Origin of the sequence: Leifsonia sp. SIMBA_070 (assembly GCF_046534635.1) — a bacterium.
Classification (GTDB): domain Bacteria; phylum Actinomycetota; class Actinomycetes; order Actinomycetales; family Microbacteriaceae; genus Leifsonia.
The window spans coordinates 1-12,981 of the sequence record NZ_JAWRYK010000002.1; the positions used below are offsets into that span (position 1 = coordinate 1).

Genomic DNA, 12,981 nt, shown 5'->3' on the forward strand with positions numbered 1-12,981 from the left:
GACACCGACCGCTTCCGATGTCCTGAGACACTTTCGCTTCCGATGTCCTGAGACATCACACTTCGAGATGTGCGCGCACCGTGCGCGCCAAAATGAGCGCGCAACCGGAACGTGTAAATGTGAGAGGTGGAGTGGCGCGCTGGAAGCGCGGGCAAGCTGCCCAAGGAGTCAAGCAGGCGGTGCACTACGCCTTCGGCGGCGTCTGCGACGCGACCCTGACAGCTAAGACCGCCGACGGCGCACTCGCCGCTGTCGGCTACGCGGACGCGGTCATGACCCGGTACATCGTGGAGCACGGTGCGATCCGTGACGACCTGCTCACTCGCTCCCAGTTGAAGGATTGGGTCGACGGACTCGACCCACTGACCGGCGAGCGTCGAGGCCGAGACCTCGAATCTCCTGTCGCAGATCTGATCTTGGATGCGACGATCAACGCACCGAAGTCGTTCTCGATCGCCGCCATGCTCGACCCGGAGTTGGCCGACGCCTACGAAGACCTCCAGGACCGACTCCGGGACCGGATCATCAAGCTGTGGCAGACCGAGCTCAACGCCCGCCGCGGCAAGCAGGGCGCGATCCGTGAGGACCTTGCCCGGATCGAGGTCGTGGAGTTGCGTCACGAACGGTCGCGGTCGCTGGACCCGCACAAGCACCGCCACCTCTGGCTCAACGTCAGAGTAAAGGGCCTCGATGGCAAGTGGTCGAACGTCGACACCCGGGTTGTTCTGCGCTTCCAGAACATAGTCAACGCTGAAGGCGACCTCGCGTCCCGAACCGACCCGGCATGGATCGCGGCGTTGGCGGCAAAAGGGTTCACGCTGAACGCAGATGGGGAGATCGTACAGCTGCAGCATCTGGTGCGGCCGCTGTCTAAGCGGTCCGCGCAGATCGAAGCGAACAAGGCCGCACACCTCCGTCAGTGGAAGGAGCAGCATCCGGACGAGGAGCCCTCTCCTAACGTGTTGAACCAAGTCGATCAGTGGGCTTGGGCAGCCGGGCGGCCCAACAAGCCGAGCCAACTCAATGAGAACGAGTGGGCGTCCATTGTGATGGCCGAACTCCTGAACGCTGATCCGGAGCTTGGCCAGCCACGGAGCGAGGTGGTGGCACGGTCGGTGGCCATCGAGGATCTCGACCTCGAGCTCCTCGCAGCGAAGGCGATCGTGGATGCGGACGCCCGCTCGGCGGGAACGGGAGCGCGATTCAGCGATATGGACGTTCGCGCGGGAGCGATCCGAGCTCTCGCCGCATCTGGCGTAGTGACCGATCGGACACAGCTCGCCGCCGTGATCGACAAGGTGACTTCCTTCGCGATGCGGACGTACACAGTCACGCTCTTGTCGGAAACGAATATCCCTGAGCACATTAAGAGGCGAATGGCGACTTCGACCGCAACGCTGAAAGCCACCATCGCCCAACGAACGGAGTCCCTTGCGTCACCGGGCAAACTCGTTGCCGTTGCCGAAATCACGGCTGTTGCCGATGCGATCGAACCAGCGCAAACACTCGACCAAGGACAGCTGGAAGGAGCCTCCTCGATTGCGGGTACTGACCGAATCGTCGCAGTCGCTGGAGCCGCGGGCACAGGTAAAACGACAATGCTCAAGGTGGCCGGTGCTGCGCTACGTCGCCGAGGTCGAAACATGATCATCGTTGCTCCGACCAAAAAGGCCTCGGCCGTGGCGGGTCGTGAAACCGAGAGCGCTTCGTCATCATTGCACCAGCTACTCCACGACTACGGATGGCGGTGGACCAACAACCGCGCTGGCGCCACCGAGTGGTCGTGCCTCCAAATCGGAGACACTGACCCAACCACAGGAGCCCAGTATGTGGGTCCCCGTATCGGGATTCGATCTGGCGACCGCATTGTCGTCGACGAGGCCGGCATGCTCGACATGGAGGCCGCTAGTGCTCTGCTCGACATTGTTGGTCGGACGGGGGCGAGTGTTGCCCTTGTCGGCGATCAGTACCAGGCTCTCCCAGTTGGGCACTCGGGCGCTATGGCGTTGTTCTGGCGGAGAGCCACTCGCCAAGTCGAGCTTCTAACAGTCCATCGGTTCAAAGATCCGGCGTGGGCCGATCTGAGTCTGAAGTTGCGCAGGTCCGAGGGCCGCGATCAGGCGGAGGCGGCCGCAAACGAACTGGTTCGTGCGGGCCATGTCGTCCTTGCTAACTCGGAGTTGGAGGCTCGGGATGTAATGGTCGGAGCTTGGTTCGACGCCGCTCGCAACCGTAAGACCATCGCCTTAGTCACGGCCACTCATGCCGAAGCTCAGGCGATAAGTGAGGAGATCCAGAGTCGACGGGCCGCAAACGGGACCGTCGACACACGGGAGGCAGTGTCTGGACAGACTGGCCAGCAGATCTTCGTCGGCGACGTCGTCCAGACCCGTCGGAACGACACCGCGACCGACGTCCAGAACCGCCAAAACTGGGTGGTAAAGGGCGTCACGGCGCAGTATGTGATGCTCGCCTCGGCGAGCGACTCGACGGATCTCCGGAAGATCACTCATCAATACGCGGAGTCGCATCTTCACTTGGCGTACGCCACGACGGTCTATGGGGTGCAGGGCGAGACGACAGACTTGTCGTTCGTGGGACCCGGTGTGGACGCGGCAGGCTTTTACGTCGGCCTCACACGGGGCAAGGAGAACAATATGGCTGTTGTCGTTGCTCCGACCAAGGCGGCCGCCAAGTCTCAACTCGTAGAGACGATGCAACGGCAGGTCATTGAGGAAACCATCGACAAATCGCGCTTTGCTGCTCGCACGGAACTTAGCCGTGCTGCTCTACCTGAGACTGGCCCGATTCAGGCAAAATCCCCCAAGTATTCGCGAGGACCAGCTGTTCGTTGAGCGGGCGTGCCTAGCCGACGACAAGTCCGCTCGCTCGTAGCCGACGACCGACGAAATTCGCACCATCGAGGTCGCCATTGCGTGCATCAAAGCGCAGAAGTGCAACTCCGAGTTGGTCCGCCCGATCTTGTGCGGTCGGAAGCACTCCCCCAGGAACGAAAATCACGGGGCGCCGCCGGTCCTCAGCGGCCACGTTGGCGACCCTTTCCACCATCTCGACATCCAAATTTCGTTGTCGATTGTCTACCCACGCAAGAAAGTGGGCGCTGTAGAGATCACAGACACGACCTTCATCTCCGAGCGCCACGACGGTGTCTGTTGCGCCCAGGAAGGCCATCCACTGTCGACACAGTTCGATGGCCTCGGTGCGCGAGGCTCCCCACGGCATTGGTGCTGGCGGTATGGCGTCCACGGCACCAGTCTGCCCGAATCCCCAGACTCTGATCTATCCCCGTCGCTACTCAGCGGCGACGTGGTGCCTCCCTCTCGCCGACCCCCTCCGGTGCCGGCCGTAGCTAGGGAAACCCGACACCCGGACCTCGGCGGATGGCTAGGGAAGGTGATCGGCGCCTGCAATCCTTATGCGGCTGACTCATCGTCATGATGGCTTCGTAGGCAGCTGTGCTCGGTCCCCAAGGGCGAAGCGGTTCGGACCGCAATGGGGGCACCCAGTTGATTTTGCGGGCTCGTGCTCAATGACCTCATCGGTGAGCGGGTGGTAGGAGACCCAATGATCTGCACTCGCTCCCGATTGCGTGAGTCCTCCAATAGTCATGAGCCAGTCATCGACCGCGCGTGACGCAGCGACAGCGTTGAGGGTGATCACACTGGGCGCGTGAATGTCGTCATCCTCGATGTAGCGCTGGCGGCGTCGCTGGACATCACTGGTGGCTTCTTCCGTAAGTTTCCATGCAGGGATCAGACCGTTGCACTGCAAGCATCCGCTGCCAGGAATGCTCATCCGGGAGACGGAGAAGATGTCCGCAATCTGGCCGTCGATGACCGAGACCTTCGAGCCGACTTGGGTGTTCGGTATGAGGTACTGATGAGTGACCGAGTTGACCAATCGACGAGCGAGCGCCGAGTCGGCCGCAAGGAAGATGTGGTCACAGTCGGTCAGAAGTGCGGCAACGTCCGTTTCGACAACCGAGCGCGCCACGGTCGTAATTTGCACCTTCCGGGATGCTTGACGCGCAACTCGGGCGGCAACCTTCACCTTCTGCGTCGCGAAACGGGCACCAAGCGCTCGCACCCACCGTGGGCGCGATTCGTCTTGGAGAAGGGGCACTACGTCTGAGCGACGCGCGCCGACAACGCGGGGTAGGTTGGTCGGATCGAGCCGATCCGGGTCGATGTAAAGGAGTTCGCCCACACCGAGTCGGGCGAGGTATTCCCCGATGAGGGAGCCGATGCCGCCGAGCCCCACAACAGCAACCTTGGAGCTGGCGAGGATCGCCTGCCCGCGATCGCCAAAAATACGGGCTTGGCGGTCGTAGGTGGGGTCTGCCACCTTGGCCGGCACAGGCTCTCGAGTGAGGGAGAGCTGGGGTCGTCCCACGACGCGAAGACTGGCGGAGTGGCGCTTTCCGTCGCTGGTCCAGATATCGCCGGCCACAGCATTGGATGCGAACACAAGGGCTCCGACGGGTACGCCGGCGTTGATGTCCAAGAGCGCTGGATATCCGCGCTCGTGCGATCCCATGTCTGTTCCCGAGAAATCGACGCTATCGATTCCGCCGTGATTGTGAACCGCGATATAGGCGAGGCTCTCTCGCGCACACGTGTCGATGTTGTCGGCGACGAACTCGGCGGTCAGTTTCCGATATCCGCGGATTCCTGCGACGTAGTCGATGCCATCCAAGGCGAGCACGACGTCGCGGACTAGGAGCCGGGTGCCGCGAGGGCTGCTCGCGATCCCGCATCGCAGGATCGCGCCGTGCTCGTCCCCGTCACCGGGGAACAGGTGGCCGCGCAAGTGGCCCCACTGTTCCCCGGTGATTACGACCGACCAGTCGCTGTTCACTGTTCGCTCAGCCACTTGAGTACCTTCAGAACTTTGGTCGCTGCGGTATCGATCGCGGGGTTGAGTCGATTGCTGCGTCGCGACAGCTGCGTTCCTGGCCGATTATGAGGTCCCCAGGTAACCGCCTGGAAGCCCTCGCCATGAGAGCCGCCATCTTTGCGATGCAGGTCGGGTCGCACGAACAGCGGGTACACATCGGCTTCCGGGTACGGGAAGGTGATCTGGAAGGCGATCCATGACGTCTCCTGCGCATATGCCGGCCCGAGCGGAACGGGGTCGATTGTGACCCATGCTCCGCCCGTGCCGTCGTCTTCGGACGTCACGACGGCGTCGCCAAACGTTTGGCGGAGCTCTTCGATCGCTTCGCCGACAGTCGCGGTAGTTGTCGTCGTGCTCACGAGTTGTCGTCCCCGTCGTTCGCGCGGAACTCGTCCTCGTTGTGAACACGGATGCTTTCGTCGTCGCCGATCGGCTTGAACTTCGCGCCGGCCTTGCGAGACAGAAGGAAGTCGATCTTGATGGGCACGCCCTGGGCGATCGCGCTCTCCTTGATCGACAGCCCGGTCTGCGAGGCCCCGCGGACGGTTACCGGACGGCGGTTGACCGTAACGTGAATGTCCTTCTGGGGAAGGAGCTTGGTGAAGAAGCGGTCACCGTTCGCGATCTCGACCAGTTCACCGGTTGCGATGGGGTCGTCGAGGTCATCAGGGATGTCCTTCCAGATCCCGTGGTCCTCCGGTACCGGAGGTGTGGGCAGAGCGCGCAGCTCGGTCACGGTGAGCACGGCAGTGCGTACCTCATACGGTGTCTTGTCGATGTAGATGGTGCGCGACCGGTCGGTGAAGAACCGCATATCGTGCTTGATCGCTACCTGCTCAGTCGGCTCGATGGAATGGTCCTGCGCGTCGGCGACGTCGAGCCACAGGTTCCCCGCGGGCGGGGTGACGAGGGTGCGCAGCTCAGCGCCGGTTAGGTGCCGCTTGTGCACGTCGATCGGTTCGCCGTCGATGTAGATTCGGTTGTTGTCCTGGGGGCCCATGGGGGCTCCTCTCTGCTGTGTGGCGGGCCGGTTTGCCCGCTCAGTAGCTAGAGACGGGACAGTTCCCGAATCGTCCGCGAGACCATCAGCTCGCGCAGTCCAGACAAACGTCCGAGCCGGGGGCGAAGTGGTTGTTGTGCTTCTGGAGGAAGCACTCAGTGCATGTCTTCTCGGCCTTTGCGGTGCACCCACAGTGGCCGGCTGGACAGCGGGGCTGCCCACAGGCGCGACAGATGAACCCGATGACGAAGCTTTGCTGACAGTGTTCGCATTGGTCCCAACGGTCCTTCGTGTACTGGGCGGTACCGTCCCGAGGCGGAGACATTGATAGCCAGGGCGCGCGATAGGCGACCATAATCACGAAGAGCCTGTCTCCGGCCCACGCTGCCTGCCCATAGAGCCGCTCGGATGAGTGACCGTCGCGGTACCAGATCTGTCCGTCATCGCGGACGATAGTGCGGTCGGCATGTCCCATTTCAAGAGCTGCTCTAACAAGTGGGTTCTCGGTCTGATCGCTGTAGCGCGCAGGAGGATAGAGTCCCCCGCGGGCGGCGGCGAAGGTCACGTTGCCCGCGTCGTTCAGAACGATGACAGCGCCCGGTGATTGGAGGCTGTTCGCGAGCCGCACGCAAATAGCCGCTCGCGACGCATTTGACGCTTCGAACAGGTCCGTCGCCGCGCCCACTGTTGGCCCTCGACTAGAAATATGTCCATCTACAAGGTCGTCGGGCAACAGCACCTGGGCCGCGAACGCGTCACAGCAGGCGTCCTCAAACGCCTCTGGTTCGCGGTGCTCGACAACCCTGGTTCCCAGTTCGATGTCAGTCTTCTGGATGTGGTGGCCGAGTTCGTGCAGAAGCGTGAACTGTTGACGACGGCGAGACATCGACTCCGTCACGACCAGTGTCGGCGGCTCCCATCGGTACCCACCAGCGACCGAGCAGTTCAACTGCGAGTCCGGAGGAACAAATTCGGGCACCCGCAGAACGGCGAGATCGCCGCGCTGCTGCAATGCCATGAAAGCGTCGAGCGTGAGATCCTCCAGCGACCCACCTCGCGACTCCCATACCCTGATCATCGCCTCTACCTGGGCGGGTGTGTCATCGAAGGTGCTGCGCATGGTTATCGGCTGCCAGTCGCGAGAACTGTCTGAAGGCGCTGCCTCCAACGCTCCCTCCCCTGGCCTGTTTCCCGGGCCGCGAGCTGATATACCTCGTAGCCCAAGCGCGTTCGGGCGCGGTCTTCGTCGCCGTCGGTGGCTCGAGCACGGATCCGATCACGCCACCGAGGTTCCTGCAACTCACGCTGAAGGTCAGCCGGCAGCGGCACAACGGTATCGAGGATCTGCTCGACGGGGATTTCTGTGGTAGAGGAGAGGCGGTCGGCTTCGTCAAGGGTTAGTGGCTCTTTCCCTAGACGGATCGCCATGGCGCGCGGCTGCGGCACCTGCAGGCTGCTCATGATGGTTTCCAGTGGGATCTGCAGCTGGTGTGTCGGAACCGACGCGGCAGCTTCTTGCAATTTTGGTGCGGTCTGGAGCACATCGATCGCGTCGAAGAGATCCGCGAGGGCGTGGGCGTTGCCGGAACCAAGCGCAGATGTTACCCGCCCTCGGCGTACACCTCTTGCCCCGGTTTCTCCGGTCATGGCCTCGTCAACAACTCGGCGTAACGGCTTTGGTAGCGTTGCGATCGTCGTTCCGAGCGCCGCGAAAGGGATAGATGTTCGGCTGCTTGGCCAGATTGTGATGGGTCCATGAAGCGGACTGGCGACGTCTTCAATAACGATGGCCGCGTCGTTCTCAACGCCGGGTTCAAGGGTGGCCGGTATGGCGAGCACCTGAGCGGCGTCGTCGTCGACCTGGTCAATCACCACGGCGACGATGGCGTCTTGCCAGTACGCTTGACGCAGTTGCCCGGGCACGACATCCTCGGTTGATTCAGTGCTTCGGAGCAGGCCATTTCGCCGTTTGGGGCCAATCGGGAATCGTTCGGAGATTGCGAGCCACCGCTCGGAGGCGTCAGACGACATTGGAGTCCTCCATATTTATACTGTCTTGTGACGGGACAGCGGACGAACTGTCCAGCACGAGACGCAGCAGTGCCGCAAGCACCTCTCGGCTTCGGGTGCTATCGCCTGCCAGTTCCGTGAGTCGAGCTCGGAGCTTCTGGATGATGTTGTAGGCGCTGGTCCTGCCTATTCCGAGTTCCTTCGCGAGCGCCGCTGCGTCTATGCCGAGACGGATTGCAGCGCGCTCGTGGTCAGTCAATTGCAGCAGGAGGAGTTGGGCGAGGCGCTCGTCACGAAGCTTCGTGTCGGTGACAGCGGCACTGTCGCGCGCGGGTGTTGTGTCTTCAAAGATGTCCCAGTATGCGTCGACCGTCGCTTCGAGCGCCTCTCCTGTCTCCAGCAGCGAGGGAAACCGGTCCGCGCAGATGCGGGTGAGGTCGCTGATGTGCAACCTGCCCGCCGCGGTGAGCAGCATTCGAAGCATCTCTTCGAGCTGTCCCGCACGGCCCAACCTCACAGGACCATCACTGGCCGCTGGCAGGATCTCAACTGGAGCACTAGCCGCGATGGAGTGGAGTTCGCCATCGGTCACCGGGCAGTCGATGTCGTCGCCATCGGCAAGGTACCAGTAGTGAGCCACGGTCGACGGATTGAAGAGGGGGCTGCGCTCGAGCCGCTTCTCCAGCCGGTTTCGCAGTGCCCCCCAGGGCTGCTTACGCGCCCGATCGATAAGCCAACGTTCAACCCACTTGTGGGTCTCCCGCCGTGCGGCCCTATCATCCGGAAGAGTGGTGACGACATTGACGTATCCAGCACCTTTTTCTTCGAAGAAGCTGTTGACGAAGTCATCGATCGTATCGGTATCCCGCAGGGTTGGGAATCGGCGTAGCTGCTTCCTGAAGACGCCACGCATCATCTCGAGCGCGGCGAGACCGAGGGTTCCGCGGGCGAGCGCTTCGTCCCGAATAGCAGTTGTGCTCATGTTCGCCTGCTGCGCTAGTACCAAGAGTTCTGGCGACCGCCACGCAGTCGAACTCGGCCGGCAACGCGCTGGACGGGACGCAGGGCCGCAAACTGTGCTGCCACATCGTCATAGAGTGTGCCCGTAGCAGCGGGATCGGACACCGAAACGATGATCGCGAACGGTACCTCGGTGGGCGATCCGTCGAGGGCGCCAGCCCGGCGTGCGACGTATCGCACTTCTAGCCGGGCATCGTCGACCTCACCGGCAGCGAAGCTCACCCGGTGGTGTCGGAGCGTCTCCCATTTGCCTGAATCGCGGAGGTCTGACTCGTTCAGGCTTGCGGAGCCAGTGAGAGTCTTGGTCACCGGTTCCTGTCCGCTCGTCCACCCGGAAGTAAGCAACGCTCGTGCCTCGGCTGAAGTCAGATCGGCAATCCTCGCCTTTTCTGACGATCCTTGGGACGGCGAGAATCGGAACATGTTGCGGTTCGGCCGCAGTGTGAGTTCCAGAGACGCGGAGGTGTACTCGGTGGGCTGAGTAGGTTCCACGGGGGAGGCATAGGCGAGCGTAATCGACATCTTTGCCTCGCTCGAGAATGAGCGCGGCAGCGGGAGCTGATAGCCGAGAATGTCGCCTCGTGCGATCTGATCGACGAATAGAACATGGACTTGATCAGGTCCGCAGTCCAGCGCGTCCGCGAAGGAAAGCGGGAGACGCCCAAAACCCAGCTCATCCTGGCGGGCCTTATAGGCCCGGTGACGTTCGGCAAAGTGAGCAGCGAACGCACGAAGCACACTGCTATTGACTCGGGGAAGCCGCGTTGCGAGATCTGCGAGCGCGTGCGTGACGACCGGTGCCGAGAAACTAGTTCCGCTGGCTTCCAGGAAACTCCCGTCGGCGCGCAGCACGTCGAACATGCGGTCATCCACCCCGCCGAACTGAACGCCCAGGGGCTGGATACGGTTTCCTGGTCGCCCGGGTCCCATCGACGAGTAGGGCGCTCGCGCCCAGGGACGGTCGGGAGCAGGCGCATCGCATGCTCCAACGGACACGGCGTTGGCCATGTCCGCCGGGACTTGTACTCGATGCAAGCCGGTCTCCGGGTGCTGGTTTCCATCGTTGCCGGCTGCGACAACGAAGACGATGTCACGCTCCCACGCAAGCTGATCCAACTCGGCAGTCCAACGGTTCGGCTCCATGTCATCTTCAACCGCGAGCGTTGGCCCGAGGCTGAGATTCACGAGTTTATGTTTGCCCTCGGCCAGGGTCTCCTTTATCCGATCGAGGATCCAGTATCCGTCGAGGTCACCCGCATCGTACGGAGGGGGCATGACGCGGAAGCTCTCGACGGGCAACGGTGGTTGCTGTGCCTGCCCGCCGGCCGCCAGCAGCCCGTAGAGCACGGCCCCCGTAACGCCAGTCCCGTGATCGAGATCGTCTGCGTCGGCAACTTCCGGGGTCAAATCGAGAACTGGGATCGGAAACAGGCCCGAGTCGTCACTGTGATGCACCCCACCGTCGAACACGGCCACGGTGGTCACATCGGCCAGCGCGCCATGAGTCGCGGGCGGGATCACACGGCTCCCGCTTCGAAGCCCGAATCGTGGGCGTGGTCGTATTGCAGGCATCGGCCGTAGCACCCGCAACGGGTTGAACCGCGCAAGCTCTGGGGCTTCTGTGAGCGACGCACGGATCGGCATAAATGTAAGGCCGCCTACCTGGCGAAGGAACTCGGTATGCACGCTGCCTCCGCGCGATTCCACCAAGGTGATCCACCGCTCCAAAGCGTCATCGTCGACGGGGACGGGCTCGCCAGACCGCACCGCGCGTGGATGGAGCACGGCCTCCCATACCGATGACTCATCTCCAGTCGTGTCATCCCCGAGGTCTGATCGCAGAACGGTGCTGAGTGCGGGCGACGCGAACTCCTCGAGGCGTCGAATCTGCTCGAACGCCTGGCGGGCGCTGCGGCCAGAGCCGTGGGTGTCGACTAGCTCTTCCAAACGATCCAGCGCTGCGTCGTCCACTGCAAGTATCAGACGTCGCGTGCCGCTTTGCTTCACCTTCGACGAGGTTCGAAGGGTGCCCGTGTCGGCACGGGAACCCACGGGCACGGCGCCAATGAATCCGAGGAGCGCTTCAGGGTAATAGGAAGGGGCGATGTAGTTCGGTAGGAGCTTGGCCTCCACATAGACGCGGTCCGACGCGCGGAGGTAATCCGGGAGCTCCGCAATTTCCGCCCGTGCAGAACGTATCTGAGGAAGGAGCCATTCGCGGGCTTGCTCCGGGGTGAAAGGCTCATACTTCGGTCCTCCCCCGGATGGAGCTGGCTCCACCTCAAGTCGAAGTGCTTCCCCATTGAACAGCAACCGGCGGGCAACGCTGCCCACCCCCCCAATATCTGTCACTCCGTCTCCTTCGCTTGCCGGATGCCCGTGGCAACCGTCGGATGGCTGACGCCTGCAAGCGCCGCAATCCTTCGATTAGACATGCCCAAACGATCATGAGCGTGACGCCACACTGAGTTCCGCAACTCGCTAGTCGGAAACTGCTCAATCAGCTCACTCACCACCACATGCTCCAAGCCAGCATCGTGCAGAACCGACTTCCGGCGGCACAGCTCCCAGAAGCGCATGATCACCGAATGACTCCACCCTTCCCACATCGCTGCCGCCAAATCGATCACCTCGCCAGATACCTCGCCCTGACCTGCGTTACGTAGCAGAGCAAGCCTCTCCGCATGCCCGGGAAGCGGGAACCTCAAGACGCGATCAAAACGACGATCAATCGCTTCATCAAGCAACTGAGGGTGGTTTGTCGCTCCGATCAACAAGCTGGTCTCCGGCCACCGATCAAGTTCAACAAGGATTACGTTGACGATCCGCTTGAGCTCGCCAATGTCAGTGTCATCATCACGACGCTTCGCAACGGCATCGAATTCGTCCAAGAACAGCACGCATCGTCCCGACTTCGCGAACTCCAAAACTGACTTGATGTTCCGCCCCGAGCTCCCCAGATAACTAGACACAACCGATGCCAGATCTAGTGTCACGAGCGGCAATCCAAGCTGCTGCGCTACCCATCGGCTGGCAAGCGTTTTTCCTACCCCCGGCGCACCAGTGAACAGGACTGTCCGGCTCGCTGAGACCCCTGCCCGGGCCAACTCATCTGCACGCTCACGCTCAGCCACAACTTCTTGTAGTTGCATCGCGAGCCGCTCGTCAGCAACGAACTCGTCGGCAACCGGGATCGCATCAACGTTGACCAGCGGGTGGAGCCCCTCAGCATCGGTCGGGATCGCTCCGCTGTCGAATCGAAGGCCATTCGACGGGCTCGCCTGGGCGAGGGCTTCGTGCACCGCAATCCGAAACGCCCCCGCGTCGGAAACTGAAGGCGGAACTGCCCGAATTAGACGACCAGCGAGCTGACGAACCCCGGCAGCATGACCGCGCGCTCCGACACGAACCAAGTCGATCAGCGCGCGCTCGAGACCACCTGCCTCTTGGTAAATCGGTGCCTTGCTTTCAGCCATGTTTACCACCTTAGATGCCAAAGGGGTCGACCGTATCGGTCGACCCCTTTGGCATCGTTCCTAGACGACGGTCAGTGCCGCACTCGTGGGGGCCGCGACGCTTGGCCCGGTAGCGGTTGCATCCGGGCCGTGAGCTTTTGGGGTACGGCGAGCGACCTCCGCGGTGGTGTAGCGGAGAGAGGGGCCGACGCCGTCGGCGACGACTTCGGTGGCGGCTCGGGGTTCGCCAGTGGCCTGGTCGGTCCAGTGGCGGAACTCGAGGTTCCCGTTGACGATGACGGTGTCGCCTTTCGCGAGGCTGGCGCGGACGTTCTCGGCGGTGCGGCCGAAGACTGTGGTGCGGTGATACTGGGTGTCGCCGTCGACCCATTTGCCGTCTTCGAGCTTGCGGTCGGTGACGGCGACGGTGAACTTGGCGAACTTAGTGCCGTTCTGTGATTCGCCGTAGTCGGGGTCGCCGACTAGGTTGCCTTCGATGCTGACCGGGACTCGTGTGCTCATCGTTCTGTTCCTTTCGTTTCGGCGGCCGCTTGTCGGGTCGCATTTTCACTCTCACGT

Annotated in this window: 11 protein-coding genes; 1 reads left to right on the forward strand and 10 read right to left on the reverse strand. The window is 62.3% G+C overall.

Annotated features, from left to right (window positions below; genetic code table 11):
* Positions 1 to 179: 179 nt before the first annotated feature.
* Positions 180 to 2,855 carry an AAA family ATPase gene (locus SB754_RS15655; protein WP_410783337.1) on the forward strand — a complete coding sequence of 892 codons (2,676 nt, stop codon included), beginning with the start codon at positions 180 to 182 and terminating at the stop codon, positions 2,853 to 2,855.
* 10 nt (positions 2,856 to 2,865) lie between these two features.
* Here SB754_RS15655 and SB754_RS15660 read toward each other — a convergent pair whose 3' ends face one another.
* From SB754_RS15660 to SB754_RS15705, 10 genes are all read right to left on the reverse strand, one after another.
* Positions 2,866 to 3,267, reverse strand: coding sequence for a hypothetical protein (locus tag SB754_RS15660; RefSeq protein ID WP_410783338.1), 402 nt, complete (start codon positions 3,265 to 3,267; stop codon positions 2,866 to 2,868).
* Between the two features lie 186 nt (positions 3,268 to 3,453).
* Positions 3,454 to 4,878, reverse strand: coding sequence for a ThiF family adenylyltransferase (locus SB754_RS15665; protein WP_410783339.1), 1,425 nt, complete (start codon positions 4,876 to 4,878; stop codon positions 3,454 to 3,456).
* Entirely contained in the window at positions 4,875 to 5,276 is a 402-nt protein-coding gene (locus SB754_RS15670) for a hypothetical protein (RefSeq protein WP_410783340.1), read from the reverse strand. Before SB754_RS15670 ends, SB754_RS15665 begins: the two co-directional genes overlap by 4 nt.
* Positions 5,273 to 5,917, reverse strand: a complete 645-nt coding sequence (locus SB754_RS15675; RefSeq protein WP_410783341.1) for a multiubiquitin domain-containing protein — start codon at positions 5,915 to 5,917, stop codon at positions 5,273 to 5,275. Before SB754_RS15675 ends, SB754_RS15670 begins: the two co-directional genes overlap by 4 nt.
* Before the next feature lie 85 nt (positions 5,918 to 6,002).
* Positions 6,003 to 7,037, reverse strand: coding sequence for an ImmA/IrrE family metallo-endopeptidase (locus SB754_RS15680; protein WP_410783342.1), 1,035 nt, complete (start codon positions 7,035 to 7,037; stop codon positions 6,003 to 6,005).
* 2 nt (positions 7,038 to 7,039) lie between these two features.
* Complete coding sequence (locus SB754_RS15685; RefSeq protein WP_410783343.1) at positions 7,040 to 7,948, reverse strand: hypothetical protein; 909 nt, start codon at positions 7,946 to 7,948, stop codon at positions 7,040 to 7,042.
* Positions 7,938 to 8,909 carry a hypothetical protein gene (locus SB754_RS15690; protein ID WP_410783344.1) on the reverse strand — a complete coding sequence of 324 codons (972 nt, stop codon included), beginning with the start codon at positions 8,907 to 8,909 and terminating at the stop codon, positions 7,938 to 7,940. Before SB754_RS15690 ends, SB754_RS15685 begins: the two co-directional genes overlap by 11 nt.
* A 14-nt stretch (positions 8,910 to 8,923) precedes the next feature.
* Positions 8,924 to 11,080 carry a S8 family peptidase gene (locus SB754_RS15695; protein ID WP_410783345.1) on the reverse strand — a complete coding sequence of 719 codons (2,157 nt, stop codon included), beginning with the start codon at positions 11,078 to 11,080 and terminating at the stop codon, positions 8,924 to 8,926.
* A 215-nt stretch (positions 11,081 to 11,295) separates the two neighbouring features.
* Positions 11,296 to 12,423, reverse strand: coding sequence for an AAA family ATPase (locus tag SB754_RS15700; RefSeq protein WP_410783346.1), 1,128 nt, complete (start codon positions 12,421 to 12,423; stop codon positions 11,296 to 11,298).
* A 60-nt stretch (positions 12,424 to 12,483) separates the two neighbouring features.
* Positions 12,484 to 12,924, reverse strand: coding sequence for a single-stranded DNA-binding protein (locus SB754_RS15705; protein WP_410783347.1), 441 nt, complete (start codon positions 12,922 to 12,924; stop codon positions 12,484 to 12,486).
* Positions 12,925 to 12,981 lie beyond the last annotated feature (57 nt).